Source organism: Streptomyces sp. NPDC040589, from assembly GCF_055594445.1.
In genome coordinates this window covers 536,994-551,648 of sequence record NZ_JBVIWP010000003.1, presented here as the reverse complement: position 1 = coordinate 551,648, position 14,655 = coordinate 536,994, and the positions used below count along the sequence as shown (strand labels likewise).

Annotated in this window: 11 protein-coding genes; 1 reads left to right on the top strand and 10 read right to left on the bottom strand. The window is 71.8% G+C overall.

Going from position 1 to position 14,655, the window contains the following annotated elements; translation table 11 throughout:
- Positions 1-34: 34 nt before the first annotated feature.
- The 9 genes from obgE to ACZ58V_RS14945 form a co-directional block, all read right to left on the bottom strand.
- Positions 35-1,471, bottom strand: coding sequence for a GTPase ObgE (obgE, locus tag ACZ58V_RS14985; protein WP_468189686.1), 1,437 nt, complete (start codon positions 1,469-1,471; stop codon positions 35-37).
- 106 nt (positions 1,472-1,577) lie between these two features.
- Positions 1,578-1,832, bottom strand: a complete 255-nt coding sequence (gene rpmA, locus ACZ58V_RS14980) for a 50S ribosomal protein L27 (protein WP_031130899.1) — start codon at positions 1,830-1,832, stop codon at positions 1,578-1,580.
- Between the two features lie 14 nt (positions 1,833-1,846).
- Positions 1,847-2,167 carry a 50S ribosomal protein L21 gene (gene rplU / locus ACZ58V_RS14975; protein ID WP_010041937.1) on the bottom strand — a complete coding sequence of 107 codons (321 nt, stop codon included), beginning with the start codon at positions 2,165-2,167 and terminating at the stop codon, positions 1,847-1,849.
- 228 nt (positions 2,168-2,395) lie between these two features.
- Positions 2,396-6,427, bottom strand: a complete 4,032-nt coding sequence (locus ACZ58V_RS14970; protein WP_471290299.1) for an Rne/Rng family ribonuclease — start codon at positions 6,425-6,427, stop codon at positions 2,396-2,398.
- A 260-nt stretch (positions 6,428-6,687) separates the two neighbouring features.
- On the bottom strand, positions 6,688-7,515 hold the full coding sequence (locus tag ACZ58V_RS14965; protein WP_468189691.1) for a TIGR03936 family radical SAM-associated protein: 828 nt from the start codon (positions 7,513-7,515) through the stop codon (positions 6,688-6,690).
- 48 nt (positions 7,516-7,563) lie between these two features.
- Positions 7,564-8,742 carry a hypothetical protein gene (locus ACZ58V_RS14960; RefSeq protein ID WP_468189693.1) on the bottom strand — a complete coding sequence of 393 codons (1,179 nt, stop codon included), beginning with the start codon at positions 8,740-8,742 and terminating at the stop codon, positions 7,564-7,566.
- A 98-nt stretch (positions 8,743-8,840) separates the two neighbouring features.
- Positions 8,841-9,311, bottom strand: a complete 471-nt coding sequence (locus ACZ58V_RS14955) for a GNAT family N-acetyltransferase (protein ID WP_468189695.1) — start codon at positions 9,309-9,311, stop codon at positions 8,841-8,843.
- Between the two features lie 25 nt (positions 9,312-9,336).
- Positions 9,337-9,555 (bottom strand): helix-turn-helix domain-containing protein, encoded by a 219-nt coding sequence (locus tag ACZ58V_RS14950; RefSeq protein WP_471290297.1) that lies wholly within the window; start codon positions 9,553-9,555, stop codon positions 9,337-9,339.
- Positions 9,555-9,971, bottom strand: a complete 417-nt coding sequence (locus ACZ58V_RS14945; RefSeq protein WP_471290296.1) for a DUF2975 domain-containing protein — start codon at positions 9,969-9,971, stop codon at positions 9,555-9,557. The genes ACZ58V_RS14950 and ACZ58V_RS14945 overlap by 1 nt, the downstream gene beginning before the upstream one ends.
- 134 nt (positions 9,972-10,105) lie before the next feature.
- Here ACZ58V_RS14945 and ACZ58V_RS14940 point away from each other — a divergent pair, with 134 nt between their 5' ends.
- Positions 10,106-10,795, top strand: a complete 690-nt coding sequence (locus ACZ58V_RS14940) for a GAF and ANTAR domain-containing protein (RefSeq protein WP_468189699.1) — start codon at positions 10,106-10,108, stop codon at positions 10,793-10,795.
- Positions 10,796-10,917: 122 nt separating this feature from the next.
- Here the strand turns inward: ACZ58V_RS14940 and ACZ58V_RS14935 are convergent, their stop codons facing one another.
- A complete protein-coding gene (locus ACZ58V_RS14935; protein ID WP_471290295.1) occupies positions 10,918-14,562 on the bottom strand; it encodes a LamG-like jellyroll fold domain-containing protein in 3,645 nt (1,214 codons plus the stop codon).
- Positions 14,563-14,655 lie beyond the last annotated feature (93 nt).

The following is a 14,655-nucleotide window of genomic DNA, read 5'->3' as shown; positions in this document are numbered from 1 at the left end:
ATCAAAGTCGGTCGCGAATTTGCGCTTTGTTAACTCAGAACGGCTCGAAGTCGTCGAACTCCTGCTGCGCCTCGTCCCTCTCGGCCTGCCGGTCCCTACGGCGCTGCGCTGCCGGGCGATCCCCCTCGAACCGGTGGTCCTCGCCCCGTCGGCCGAGCATCTCAGCCCCGGCCGTCAGGGACGGCTCCCAGTCGAAGACGACCGCGTTGTCCTCGGGCCCGATGGCGACGCCGTCGCCACCCCGGGCACCCGCCTTCACCAGCGCCTCTTCGACACCGAGCCGGTTGAGCCGGTCCGCCAGGTACCCGACCGCCTCGTCGTTGTTGAAGTCGGTCTGCCGCACCCACCGCTCGGGCTTCTCGCCGCGCACCCGGAACAGGCCGTCGGCCTCGAGGGTCACGGTGAAGCCCGTGTCGTCCACGGCCTTGGGCCGGATCACGATCCGGGTGGCCTCGTCCTTCGGCTTCGCGGCCCGGGCCGTGGCCACGAGCTCTGCGAGTGCGAACGACAGCTCCTTCAGCCCCAGGTGCGCCACGGCCGACACCTCGAACACGCGGTACCCGCGCGCCTCCAGGTCGGGCCGCACCATTTCGGCCAGGTCCTTGCCGTCCGGTACGTCGGTCTTGTTCAGGACGACGATCCGCGGACGCCTGTCCAGCCCGCCGTACTGCCTCAGCTCCTCCTCGATGACGTCGAGGTCGGAGGCCGGGTCGCGGTCCGACTCCAGCGTGGCGGTGTCCAGGACGTGCACGAGCACACTGCACCGCTCCACGTGCCGCAGGAACTCCAGGCCCAGGCCCTTGCCCTGGCTGGCCCCGGGGATCAGCCCGGGCACGTCGGCGATCGTGTACACGGTCGAACCGGCGGTGACGACACCGAGGTTCGGCACGAGCGTGGTGAAGGGGTAGTCGGCGATCTTCGGCCGGGCGGCGCTCAGCACCGAGATCAGGGACGACTTCCCGGCGCTCGGATACCCGACGAGCGCCACGTCGGCGACCGTCTTCAGCTCCAGGACGACGTCCCGCAGGTCCCCCGGCTCGCCGAGCAGCGCGAAGCCGGGCGCCTTGCGTCGCGCGGAGGCCAGCGCCGCGTTGCCGAGCCCGCCCCGGCCGCCCTGCGCGGCGACGAAGGACGTGCCGTGCCCGACCAGGTCGGCGAGGACGTTGCCCGCCTTGTCCAGCACCACCGTGCCGTCCGGCACCGCCAGCACCAGGTCCTGCCCGTCCTTGCCGGAGCGGTTGCCGCCCTCGCCGGGCTTGCCGTTGGTGGCCTTGCGGTGCGGGGAGTGGTGGTACTCGAGAAGCGTGGTGATGGACTGGTCGACGGTGAGGATCACGTCCCCGCCGCGACCTCCGTTGCCGCCGTCCGGTCCGCCCAGCGGCTTGAACTTCTCACGGTGGACGGAGGCACAGCCGTGGCCTCCGCTACCCGCGGCGACATGCAGCTCGACGCGGTCCACGAAGGTGGTCATGGGATGTGCCTCCAGTTACGTACGGGGTGTTCTCTGAGAACCAACACGCGAAAGGCGGACCCGCTTCCCGTGAGGGAAGTGAGGTCCGCCTCGCGAAAGCTTCCGGTCAGGCGACCGGAACGATGTTCACGACCTTGCGGCCACGGTGGGTGCCGAACTGCACCGAACCGGCGGCCAGGGCGAACAGCGTGTCGTCGCCGCCACGGCCGACGCCGCTGCCCGGGTGGAAGTGGGTGCCACGCTGACGGACCAGGATCTCACCCGCGTTGACGACCTGACCGCCGAAGCGCTTCACGCCGAGCCGCTGGGCATTGGAGTCGCGACCGTTCCGAGTGGACGATGCGCCCTTCTTGTGTGCCATTTCTCCTCAGTCCCTTACTTCGCAGCCGCGGGGATCTCAGTGACCTTGATCGCCGTGTACTGCTGGCGGTGGCCCTGGCGACGGCGGTAACCGGTCTTGTTCTTGTAGCGCAGAATGTCGATCTTCTGGCCCTTGTGGTGGTCCACGACCTCGGCCTGGACCTTGATGCCGGCCAGCACCCACGGGTCGCTGGTCACGGAGTCGCCGTCGACAACGAGCAGGGTCGAGAGCTCGACCGTGTCGCCAACCTGGGCAGTGGAAATCTTGTCAACCTCAACGATGTCGCCGACAGCAACCTTGTGCTGGCGACCACCGCTGCGCACGATGGCGTACACGCGGAACTCTCTCTCGCTCGGGGAAACGGCACCCCCGCAGGCCAGCCGCCCGACTCAGCGGGCAGCCTCTCCTGGGCGCCAGGCGCCCGGAGGGTGAGGTTTACGGGGATGTGACGCGTCATTCGACACGCCGACGGTCTAGGTTACGGGGCCCCGGCCAAGGGGGTCAAACCGAGGCCGGTCCGCCGCCTGTGCGACCGGTCACGCCGGTCGCACAGGGGCGGGATGTCAGCCCTCGTCGGTGGAGGCCGAGACGGAGGACGCGGACGACACCGTCTGCTCCGCCGCCACGGTCTTCTTCGACGCGGTCTTCTTCGCGGCGGTCTTGGTGGTCGCCGCCTTCTTGGCCGTCGTCTTCTTGGCCGCGGTCTTCTTCGCCGCCGTCTTCTTGGTGGCGGCCTTCTTCGCCGTGGCCTTCTTGGCCGTCTTGCGGGCCGTCTTCTTGGCCGGAGCCGACTCCTCGGCGGCCTCGGCGCTCTCCGCGGGCACCTCGGCGGCCGGGGCTCCGGCGTCCGACGGCTCCTCCGCGGCCGACGACACGACCACGACGGCCGCCTCCTCGGACGCGGTGGACGCGGTGGGCTTGCGCACGGCACGGCGCCGCGGACGGGCCGGGGCGGCGCTCTCGGCGGGCACCTCGGCGGCCGGCTCGGGCTGTTCGGCCCGCTCGGGCGCCTCCGTGGCCTCGGACGCGGCGGGCGCGGTCTCGGAGACCGTCACCACGGTCGCCTCCGCCCCCGCGGGGGAACCGGCCGGCGCGGACACCTTGCGCGTCGCCCGCCGACGGCCACGGCCCTTGGGCGCGGCCTCCTCGGCGGCCGGGGCCTCCACGACCGGGTCCTCGACGGCCATCGGCTCGGCCTGCGCCTCGGCGGCCGGCTCCGGCTGCACCGGACGGGCGACCTCCTCGGCGGCGGTCACGTCCTGAGCCGTCGGCACCTCGGCCTCGGCCTGCTCGGCCTTGTTCCGGCCCTTCCTGGCCTTCGGCTCCGCCGCCTCACCGCGCGGCGCACCCGCCGGAGCGGACGCCCGCCGGCTCGCCCGGCGCCGCGTACGCCCACGCCCGGCCGCGGCCTCCGCCTCGGCGGCGCTGCTGTACAGCTCCTCGTCGGGCTCGAAGGACGGCTCGGGCAGGGCGATCGGCTCGGCGATCTCGGCACCGACCTCCGCCTCGGTCTCCGCCTCCTGCTCTGCGGTCTCGACGGCGGCCGCCTCGTGCACGTGCGGCTGGTCGGCGGCACCGGCACGCGCGCGCTTCTTGCGCTTGCCGCCGCCTCCACCACCGGCGGCGGTCGGCTGCTCCATGTGCACGATGACACCGCGGCCGTTGCAGTGGACGCAGGTCTCGGAGAAGGACTCCAGCAGCCCCTGCCCGACCCGCTTGCGGGTCATCTGGACCAGCCCCAGCGAGGTGACCTCGGCGACCTGGTGCTTGGTCCGGTCCCGGCCCAGGCACTCCAGGAGGCGCCGCAGCACCAGGTCCCGGTTGGACTCCAGCACCATGTCGATGAAGTCGATGACGATGATGCCGCCGAGGTCGCGCAGCCGCAGCTGGCGCACGATCTCCTCGGCCGCCTCCAGGTTGTTCCTGGTGACGGTCTCCTCGAGGTTGCCGCCCTGACCGGTGAACTTGCCGGTGTTGACGTCGACGACGACCATCGCCTCGGTCCGGTCGATCACCAGCGAACCGCCGCTGGGCAGCCAGACCTTGCGGTCGAGGGCCTTGGCGAGCTGCTCGTCGATCCGGTACGTGGCGAAGACGTCGACCTCGGAGGTCCACTTCGACAGCCGCTCGGCCAGGTCGGGGGCGACATGCGAGACGTACCCGTGGATCGTCGACCAGGCGTCGTCACCGCTGACGACGACCTTGGAGAAGTCCTCGTTGAAGATGTCGCGCACGACCCGGACGGTCATGTCCGGCTCGCCGTACAGCAGCGTCGGCGCGTTGCCGCTCTTGGCCTTCTTCTGGATGTCCTCCCACTGCTGCTGCAGCCGCTCGACGTCACGGCGCAGCTCGTCCTCGCTCGCGCCCTCGGCGGCGGTGCGCACGATGACGCCCGCGTCCTCGGGGACGATCTTCTTGAGGATGGTCTTCAGCCGGGCCCGCTCGGTGTCGGGCAGCTTGCGGCTGATGCCGGTCATGGAGCCCTCGGGGACGTACACGAGGTAGCGGCCCGGGAGGGAGACCTGGCTGGTCAGACGGGCGCCCTTGTGCCCGATGGGGTCCTTCGTCACCTGGACGAGCACGGACTGCCCGGACTTCAGGGCGGACTCGATGCGCCGCGGCCCGTTGGCCATGCCCAGCGACTCGAAGTTGACCTCACCGGCGTACAGCACGGCGTTGCGGCCCTTGCCGATGTCGATGAAGGCGGCCTCCATCGACGGCAGCACGTTCTGGACCTTGCCGAGGTAGACGTTGCCGACGTACGAGGTCGACTGCTCCTTGTTGACGTAGTGCTCGACGAGCACGTCGTCCTCGAGGACGCCGATCTGCGTACGGTCGCCGTGCTGGCGGACGACCATCACGCGCTCGACGGCCTCGCGCCGGGCCAGGAACTCGGCCTCGGTGATGATCGGGACGCGCCGGCGGCCCTGCTCGCGGCCTTCGCGGCGGCGCTGCTTCTTGGCCTCCAGACGGGTCGAGCCCTTGATGGACTGCACCTCGTCGGACGGCTCCGCCTTCGGCCTGGGCTCGCGGACCTTGACGACCGTGCGCTCCGGGTCGTCGTCGGAGGTCTCGGGCTCGGTGCCGCTGTCACCGGCACGGCGACGGCGGCGACGGCGCCGGCGGCTGCTGCTGGAGCCGCCCCCGCCGGACGACTCGTCGCGGTCGGCGGCCTCGTCGGACTCCTCGTCCTCCTCGGCCGTGTCCTCGGCGTCCTGGGTGGCGGCGTCCTGCTCGGACTCGTCGTCCGTGCTCTCGTCGGAGTCGGCGGAGTCGCCACGACGGCGGCGGCGACCGCCCCGGCGACGGCGACGGCGCGAGCCGCTGCCGTCGGACTCCTCCTGCTCGTCGGAGTCGGCGGAGTCCTCGGCGTCTTCCGGCTCGTCCTCGGCGCTCTGGGCGGCTGCCTCGGCGGCCGGGGCCTCGGACTCGTCGCCGGCACCACGGCGGCGACGTCGGCGGCGCGTCCCGCCGGACTGCTCCTCGCGGGGAGCCTCGGCCGTGGCGGACGCCTCGGTCTCCTCGGGCTCCTCGGCCACGGCCGCCTCGGCGGCGGCAGCGGCGGCGGCGCGCTCCGGCGTCTGGAACTGGGGCTCGGTGAACACGGGTGCCTGGAACACGGCGACGGCCGGACGCGCGGGGCGCGCGGCCGACTCGCTCTCACCGGCGGCCGTGTCCGTGGCCGCGGCGGCGGACTTCGAGGACCTGGAGGACCTGGAGGTCTGGGCAGGCTCGGCGAAACCGCTGGCGGCCCTGCGGGCGACCCGACGACGACGCCGCGGGGCTGCGTCCTCGGCGGCCTCGGCGGGTTCCGCGGCAGGGGTGGCTTCGGCGGGGGCCTCGGGCGCGGGCGCGGCCTCGGAGGCGGGGGCCTCGGTGGCACGGGCGGGCTCGGTGGCGGGGTTCTCGGTCACAGGTGCCTTCGTCTCCTCGGCGTTGCCTTCCGGCGCACCGGCAGGCGCGGACGCCCGCCGCGAGGCACGGCGACGGGTCCGACGCGGGGCGGCGTCCTCGGAGACCTCGGCTGGTGCGGCGGCCTCGGCCTCTTCGGCGGGCCCGTCGGTGACGACCGCCGGCGCCGTCTCGGGCGTCTCCGCCGGAGCCGCAGCAGGCGAGGTCACCGTGCGCGTCGCACGACGCCGGGTACGCCGGGGAGCGGCGTCCTCAGACACCGCGGCGGACGCGGCGGGAGTGGAGACCTCGGCCTGCTCCGACGCCTCGGAGCCGGCCGGAGCGGCGGCGGTCACCGGGACCACGGTCTCGGCGGCCTCCGTGGCCTCCGGAGTCCCAGCGGGTGCGGATGCGCGACGGACCGCGCGGCGCCGCTTGGGAGCGGCGGGTGCGGCCTCGGACGTCTCGTCCGCCTCGGCAGCGGCTGCCTCGCCGGCGTCTACGACCTCGGTCGCGAGTTCGTCGGGATCGGCGGCCGGTATGGCCGGCGCGACGGTCTCCACCGGGGCGTCGGAGGTGCCGCCGACGGGGGGACCCGCCGGGCGGGACGCGGCACGGCGCCGCCGGCGAGGCGGCAGGGTGTCGCTGGGGGTGTTCTGTTCGGAGCCCGTTGAGGACTCTGCGGTTTCGGTCGGTTCGAGCATGCGGGCTTTTCTCCCGTCAGGCTCCCGGGCGCCGCACCTGGTCCGGCGATGCCGGTGACGTCCGCGGCGCGCGCTCTGCGCGTTCGCCGCCGTCCGGGGCGCGGGCGCCGCACGGGAGCTCTCCGTGTCCTGTCTCGCCGGTTCCGTACGCCGAATGCGTACGGCCTGGCGAAAGTCTGCTGGTCGGTACGCTGCCCGACCCAGGTGGCTCCCGAGTCCGAGGGCGGCGCTACGACGTCCGTCCCTTCGCGGAACCTTCCTTACGCCGGCGCCGTCGCGGCGGCAGTCGGTTCGGCCGTTGAGTGGGCCTCCGCTGCCTCGCGGTCGGGCGCGAGCGGGTCGGTCACCGTGCCGGTCTCTTCATCGAACAGCCCCTGCGCCAGCCTGGTCACCGCTGCGGGGACCGGCGGCGCCAGGTCGGCCACGGCGCGGAGACCGGACAGGACGTCGTCGGGTCGTACGGCAGGCGTCACGTGCCGAACAACCAGCCGCAGTATCGCACAGGGCTGGTCGGTCGGCCCAGCAAGGAGCGCGGCGCCAGCCGCTCCGGTGGAGCCGACGCTTGCGGCGGGCTGCGAACTGTGCGTTTCCGTGAGGTCTGGGATCTCCAGGCTCACGACGGCGGCGCGGGCGTCGAAGGTGCGGATGCCGTTCTTGGCTTGGCGCTGGACCTCGACGGTCTCGGCCGCGGTGAAGGCGTCCACCGCGCGGCGGGCCTCCTCCGGCGGCACACCGTCCAGCCGCAGCTCCCATACGGAAGCCGTCAGCCGGTCGGCGAGTCCCGAGGTCCGGGCCTCGACCGCCTCGACGATGTCGAGCCCGGTGGGCATCGACGCGTCGAGAAGGGCCCTGAGCTGCTCCGGATCACGCGGTGCGGTGAGCGCGATCTCCAGGAATTCCGCCTCACTGCCCGTGCCGGTGGGTGCGGCATTGGCGTACGACACCTTCGGGTGCGGTGTGAAGCCCGCCGAGTAGGCCATCGGCACCTCGGCACGGCGCAACGCACGCTCGAAGGCGCGCTGGAAGTCACGGTGGCTGGTGAACCGGAGGCGGCCGCGCTTGGTGTAGCGCAGTCGGATGCGCTGCACCGCGGGTGCGGGCGGCGGGCCTTCGGGCTGTCGCTTGCCCAGTGTCGTTCAGTCCTTCGTGAGAGCGGTCGTACTGCTACCAAGAGTACGTGTCCCGCGCCCCGAAGGTTCCCCGCGGTCGACCGGCCGGGGCCGCCTCGGCTCGCCGAAGAGCATCCGCCGGAAGTCGGCACGCGCCTGCCGTACGGACTCCCGGGCGGTGGCCAGGGCCTGCCGGGTGGCGCGCCCCACGCTGCGGGCGGCTTCGGCGACGGGCCGCAGGACGGTGTCCCGCACGACGTGTCCGACCGGTGTCAGCACGCTGCGGTACACCCACCGCACCGGCTCGACGAAGATCCACCGGAAGAGGGTGCCGAGGAACCGCCCGACGGCGAGGGAGATGTGCCCGGCGACGCGCCACGCGTGCCCGAGGGCGTCCCCGATCTCCCGTCCGATGACGGCGAGGATCCTTCCGACGGGGGCGAGAACCCAGCGCCAGAGGGCGAGCGCGGGCAGGACGAGCAGGATCCGGGTGATCCAGTAGAGGGCCGTTCCGATGCCGGTGACGATCGCGCTCACCAGCCACACCAGCCCCTTGCCGCACCAGGCGATCGCGCGCCCGACGGGTGCGAGCACCCAGGTGTACAGCCACAGGGCGGGTACGACGACGAGGTACCGCGCGAGCCATGCCAGGGCCGTGTACACCCCGATCCCGGTCGCGGCGAGCACGGCGCCGAGCCCCTTGAGCACCCACATCACGGCACGCCCGACCGGCGCGAGCAGGTACGCGTACACCCAGCCGAGCGCGGCACCGACTCCCCTTGCGACCCAGGCGATCGCGTGCCCCACGGGCGTCAGCACGAACCGGTACAGCCACCCCAGCGGCACGACCGCGAGCACGTACCCGAGCCACCCGAGGGCCTTGCCCACCGGCACGACGACGTACCGCCACAGCCCCACGAACGGCCAGACGAAAACGGCCCGCCCGAGCCACAGCAGCGCCCGCCCCACCGGCCGGAACAGCGCGTCGTTCAGGAACCGCCCGGTTACGACGAGCGCGTCCCACACCATCCGCACGGGGACGACCAGCACGAGCACTACGATCCGCACGGGAATGCGGATCGCGACGGCGAGACACCCCTCGGGCGCGGCGCCCTCACGTACAGGCGGCGCAGTCGGTTCGGGCACCCTCTTGCGCAGGTCGACCCGCGCCACGGACCCCTCGCGGGCCGGCTTCTCCACATCCATACCGTCGAAGACGCCTCAGCGCCCTGTCCGGATCCAGCACCGCACAGTCCCGCCCCGTTCTCCCGCGGATCCTCCACCTGGCGCCATGATCATACGAGTCACCCACCCGCGACCCGAGCCTGCAGCAGCCGGGGCGACTCCTGGAAACCACTCCGGGCGTACGCGGGGATCGCCCGCGGAGACGAGTGCACGGTCACCCGCTCCAGCCCGAGTTCCCGGGCCCGGTCCAGAACCGCCTGGATGAGCCGCCCGCCGAGCCCGCCGTCCCGCGCCCCGGGTACGACGTACACGCACTGCAGATCGCCGGAGGCGCGCCGCATCGCTCGGGGTGTGGGCACCCGCTGCACCACGGCCAGCCACGCCATGCCGATGACCACGGCGTCGTCACGCACGACCACCATGCACCGGTGCGAACCGGCGTTCTCCCGGGCCCAGGCGGCGAAGTCCCGTACGAACTCCTCGCGTTCGCCGGGGGCCTCGTCGCCGTTCTCGACGAGCCACTCCCATCGGAGCCCGGCGACAGCGGCCAGTTCGCCCGGCCGGACGGGCCGGATGCTGATGTTGTCCATCACCGCATTCTGGAGAGCGGCGACCTCACCCGTCCACACCGTTGGACTCCCAGCGGAGCAGGTCCCCCGGCTGGCATTCGAGTACTTCGCAGAGCGCGGCGAGGGTCGAGAAGCGGACCGCCTTGGCGCGGCCGTTCTTGAGGACCGCCAGGTTGGCGGGGGTGATGCCGACGCGTTCCGCGAGCTCGCCCACGGACATCTTCCGTTTGGCCAGCATCACGTCGATGTCGACGGCGATCGCCATCAGATGACCTCTTCCAACTCGGCCCGCATCCGGGCCGCCTCGATGTCGCGTGCGACGGCCTGCGCGAGCAGCATGCGCGGCACGAGCACGACCAGCGCGACGCCCGGCACGGCCACGACGACCCCGCACAGCAGCAGGACCGCCCCGGGAGCGACGGCCTCGCCGGGCGCGAGGACGACCGCGAGGGCGAAGACCAGCAGGGCGGCCGCCACGGACGCGCCGATCACGATGTGCACGTACCGGAAGGCGGCGGTGGAGAACACCGCCCCGCGGCGCACCATCGTCCCCAGCCGCCACACACAGACCACAACGACCTGGTCCGTCACGATACCGAGGATCGTGATCACGAGGATCGGGGTGCGGAGGTACGCGTGATCCGGGTTCAGGCCCTCCAGATCGGCGGCCAGCTCCCCCATCACCACGCATCCAATCGATCCACGATGGAAATCTATCGAAACTCGATAGATAACGCAATGGAGCGGCCCTACCTGGGGAAACGTGGCACCGTGGGCAGAGAGCACGCCGAGGCGACGAACGAGGGAGAAGCACCGTGGAATGGCGCGTGTTCGCGCAGGAGATGGCCTTCATGGCGCGGGACCTGCTCGCTCAGCACTCGGTCGATGCCACCCTCGAGCACATCACCGACTCGGCCACGAAGCTCGTGGCGGGATGCGACGCGGCCGGCATCCTGCTCCTGCACGGCAAACGGGTGGAGACGCTGGCTCCCACTTCCGATCTGGTCGTCAAGAGCGACCAGTTGCAGGAGCGCCTGGCGGAGGGCCCCTGCTTCGACGCGGCCCGCAGCGACACAGCGGAGCGGATCTACCGCATCACCGACTTCACCGACCCGCAGCCGCGCTGGCCCGCGTACGCCGAGCAGGCCCGTGACCTGGGCGTGGGCAGCATGATGGGCTTCCTGCTGTACACCGAGGACGAGGATCTCGGCGCCCTCAACCTCTACTCCGGCCGCCCGGGATCCTTCACGGAGGACAGCGAGACGGCGGGCTGGCTGCTGGCCTCGCACGCCGCCGTCGCCTTCTCCAGCGCCCGCAGCCACGCCCAGCTGGAGCAGGCCGTCGCCACCCGCCACGTCATCGGCGAGGCCATGGGCATCCTCATGGGCAGCCACCACCTCACCGAGAAGGAGGCCTTCGACGTGCTGCGCCGCTTCTCCCAGGAGAAGAACATCAAGCTCCGCGAGGTCGCCCGGCGGGTCTGCGAACAGGGGCGCCTCGCCTGACGGCTCCCCCAGCACATGGCTGAACTGGGGGAACCTTGGCCGGGCCGGTCCCCCGGGGGAGCGTCACCGACCCCGCCTGCTCAGCGGGTCCCCCGGAGGAACGACCTCACCCCTCGGTCCGCTCAGTCTTCTCGCGCGTACGGCACGACGGTGATCCGGTCGATCAGCGGCGCGTAGCGGGAGCGGAGCAGCACCCCGGGGAAGGTGTCCGAGGCGTAGGTGGTGCCGTCGTGGTTCGGCAGCTCCTCGGAGCGGAAACCGACCGTGTTCTTCCCCTTCCTGAGCTGGACCGGGACGGTCAGCTCCCAGAAGTTGTTCCGGTGGAAGCTGTGCGGGAAGCCGACGCGCCGCGGCGCGCCGCCGTTGACGCTGATGTCGGCGTGGCGGGCGAGCGGGTCCGGGTTGTAGTGGGTGGCCTCGGACTGCTCCGGGTTGGAGTAGCGGACGCGCAGCGCGTACAGGCCGGCCCGGTCGGCCGTGACGGTGAACGTCGCGGTGTTGCCGTTGCCGGGGTCGCCGCCGATGCCCGTGATCGCCGTGCCGTCGGTGGCCAGGGAGAGCGGGGTGAGCGTGGCCGAGCCCGCGAGCCTGGCGTCGCCGGCCTCGTAGGTACGCGTGGGCAGCTTGCCCTCGGTCGGTGTGACCGTCAGACGGTCGAGGAGGGTGGTGGCCCGGCCGCCGGTCACGGTCACCTTGTTGACGCCGCCCGAGAGAGACACGGCCACGCTGCTCCGTTTCCCGGCCAGGCGCAGGACGTCGTGCCCGTTGACGGAGAGCCGGGCGCCGGTGCCGCCGAGGGTGTCGGCCCTGAGGGTGGCCTCGCGGTCGGCGGGTGAGTAGACCCAGAACGTGGCCGTCTGGTCCTTCGCCAGCCGGAGCGCGCCCGAACCCGACTGGTTCGGCAGGTCGTAGACGGGCCGTGCCCCGCCGGCCGGCCAGGCCAGCTCGCCCTCGTACACCTGGGTGCGGGCCGAGGCGTCCGGCAGGGACAGGGTGAGGCGGTCGACGATGGCGTCACCCCGGGTGGCGCGCTCGCCGTCGAGACTCTTCGCGGCGAGCGTCAGGGTGTGCCTGCCCTTGGTGAGCTTCACCTCGGTGTCGGTGTGGTCCCAGACCACCCACTTGTAGCCGAGCGGCAGGTGCAGCTCCCGCTCGCTCTCCGCCTTGCCGTCCACGCGCAGGAAGACATTGGTCGGGCCCTGCTCCTTCACCTTGTCGAAGGTGTTGAGGGAGTTGGCGAAGACGCTCAGGTCGTAGACGCCGTCCTCGGGCACGTCCACGGTGAAGTCCAGGGTGACGTCCGAGCCGGTGCGCAGACCGCCCACGTCGTAGCCGCCGGAGGTGTAGAACTTCGACACGTCGCGGGGCGAGCCCTCCGGGCCGTTCTTCGACCAGCCGGACCCGGTGTGGGCGGCGTCCTCCGCCTCGTACGAACCCTGCCAGCGCACCGGCGGGGACTGGGTGCTCTTCGCCTTCCCGGCCGGGCTGAGGACGATCTCGTAGGCCGAGGACTCCTTCAGCGCCGGCAGCCCGCCGTCGCCGAAGTCGACGACGACCGTGCCGTCGTCACCGACCTTCAGGTTGCGCTCGGTGAGCAGCTTCGGGCCGGAGTTGTCGCCGACCTGCCCGCTCCACTCGACCTCCTTCACCCAGGCGTGCACGCGGTCACCGAAGAGCTTCTTCGGGACCTTGTCGAAGGTGATGTGGCCCTTGCCGGAGGAGCCGCCGAAGAGCAGCCGGGCCTGCTTCCGCCGCTCGTCGAGCGTGGCGACGCCCTGCATCGTGTAGTTCTCGCCCGGGAAGGGCGGAGTCACCTTCACGGTGTGGCCGCTCATCGAGGCGTACGAGTTCAGCAGCCACCACTGGCCGTTGCCGCGGTTCGACTGCACCGCGGAGTCGGAGAGGTTGCCGTCGATGTTCCAGTACGCGATGTCGGCGTCGACCTTGGACTCCTCGATCGCGGACACCCACTGGATCATCTGGCCGGGCACCGAGGTGTGGTAGTTGAAGGCGTACTCGTTGATGTTGACGGGCAGTTCGGTGCCCGCCTTGTCGGTGCCCTTGAACAGGTCCTTCTCCCACGCCTGGTACTTGGCGACGCTCGCCCGCACCGCCTCCGGGTGGCTCAGCTCGTGCCAGGTGATGACGTCCGGGAGGGTGCCGGCGGCCAGGGTGTGGGTGAGGAAGCCCTTCACCTGGTCGTACAGGACGCTGGTGTTGGGGCCGGCGATACGGGCCTCGGGCATCTTGCCCTTGATGAGCCGGTAGAAGTCGTCCCAGGCGGCGAGGAAGTCGTCGGGGTCGTCGAGCCAGCTGACCTTGTCGTAGCTCCACTCGCCGGTGCCGAACATGTTGCCCTCGGGCTCGTTGAACGGCACGAAGACGATGTTGTCCTGGTACTGCTTCGGCAGCTTGAGGACCTGGTCGACCTGTTTGGCGACCTTCTCCCGGTAGAGCTTCAGCTTCTCCTCGGGCGTGTCGCCCGGCCACTGGTACGGGAAGCCGCGGTGGATGTCGGTCATGTAGATGTACACATCGCCGTCGGTGGAGTCGGCCAGCGGCTTGACCACCTCCAGCGCGTCGGCACCGGGGTGCTGCGGACCGTCCTGGGCCTTGGTGGAGACCGTGCGCAGGCCCATGCCCTCCATGAGGTTGTTGGTGGGCACGTCCGGTCCGTACACGCCGTAGAGGGTGCCGGACGCGCCGCCGTGGAACGCGCCGGTGTCCGAGCCGAGGTCGACGGTGAGCTGCCCCTCGCGGACCACGGTGACGGTGGCCCGCACCGCGCGTCCGGCCGCGGTCCCGGCGACGGTGAACGTCCCGGGCTTCGCGTACTTCTCGGACGGTACGGCGTCCCAGGTGACCGGTATGTCCCGGTCGTAGCCGTCGGAGAAGGAGGCGCGGGCGGCGGCCGGGAGGGCCGGGGCGGTCCCGGTGGTGGTACGGACCTCGAAGGACGTCTTCGAGAGCTCCTGGACGGTCGGCACGGCACCGACCGTACCGGCCACCTGCTCGGCGCTCAGCGCCGCGTGCCACACGGTGAAGTCGTCGATCGCGCCCTTGAGCAGCGGGTCCGGGTAGAGGGACTTGCCGATGTAACCGGCGGCGGTGGCCGAACTCTCCAGCAGATCCTTGGCCTTGATGCCCGTCTCGGCGGAGGAGACCGCCACGCCGTCGAGGTAGGTGGTGAGCCGGCCCGCGGAGGTGTCGAGGGTGACGGTCACCGTCCGCCACTCGTCCGCGGGGAGCGGCGCGTAGCCGCGGACCTGTGCCTCCGCGCCCCCGCCGCCGGTGGTGACGGAGGTCTGGAGCAGCCCGCTGCCGTTGTACGGGGTGCTGAAGAGGTACTTGGTGGTGTCGGTTCCCAGGTCGAAGATCCGCTGCCAGGGCGACGTGCCGCCGCTCCACTTCACGCGCGCGGAGACCGTCAGGTCGGCCGCTTCACCGACCACTTCGCGGGGCAGGCGGACGTACGCGCCGCTGGAGTCGGCCGCACCGCCGGGCAGGGCGAGGGCCTTGCCCCCGGCCGTGCCCTCGACGGACCGGGCGGTGGAGGCGTTCACCAGGTCTGCCGTCAGGCCGTTGCCGGAACTGTCGGCGATCTTCCCGGAGGCCACGTCGTCCTGGTCGAAGGTGTAGCGGGCGGCGGGCCGGGGTGGCTCCGCCGCGTGCGCGGGGGCGACCGGTGCGGCCAGCAGGCCCGCACCGAGGGTCAGCGCCACGGCGGCCGGGGCCCGGCGCCGCGTGGATCTGTCAGCGGATGGCATGGATGGCGTCCTCAATCGTCGGGGGATCATCGAACCGGTTCGATTCGGGCGGCACACGGAGACGCGAGGTGGGTGACGGTGGCGGGCTCGGGG

Coding starts and splice junctions, on each gene's coding strand:
- obgE (WP_468189686.1), bottom strand. CDS start 1,471: ATGACCACCTTCGTGGACCGCGTCGAGCTGCATGTCGCCGCGGGTAGC.
- rpmA (WP_031130899.1), bottom strand. CDS start 1,832: ATGGCACACAAGAAGGGCGCATCGTCCACTCGGAACGGTCGCGACTCC.
- ACZ58V_RS14970 (WP_471290299.1), bottom strand. CDS start 6,427: ATGCTCGAACCGACCGAAACCGCAGAGTCCTCAACGGGCTCCGAACAG.
- ACZ58V_RS14960 (WP_468189693.1), bottom strand. CDS start 8,742: ATGGATGTGGAGAAGCCGGCCCGCGAGGGGTCCGTGGCGCGGGTCGAC.
- ACZ58V_RS14955 (WP_468189695.1), bottom strand. CDS start 9,311: ATGGACAACATCAGCATCCGGCCCGTCCGGCCGGGCGAACTGGCCGCT.
- ACZ58V_RS14950 (WP_471290297.1), bottom strand. CDS start 9,555: ATGGCGATCGCCGTCGACATCGACGTGATGCTGGCCAAACGGAAGATG.
- ACZ58V_RS14945 (WP_471290296.1), bottom strand. CDS start 9,971: ATGGGGGAGCTGGCCGCCGATCTGGAGGGCCTGAACCCGGATCACGCG.
- ACZ58V_RS14935 (WP_471290295.1), bottom strand. CDS start 14,562: ATGCCATCCGCTGACAGATCCACGCGGCGCCGGGCCCCGGCCGCCGTG.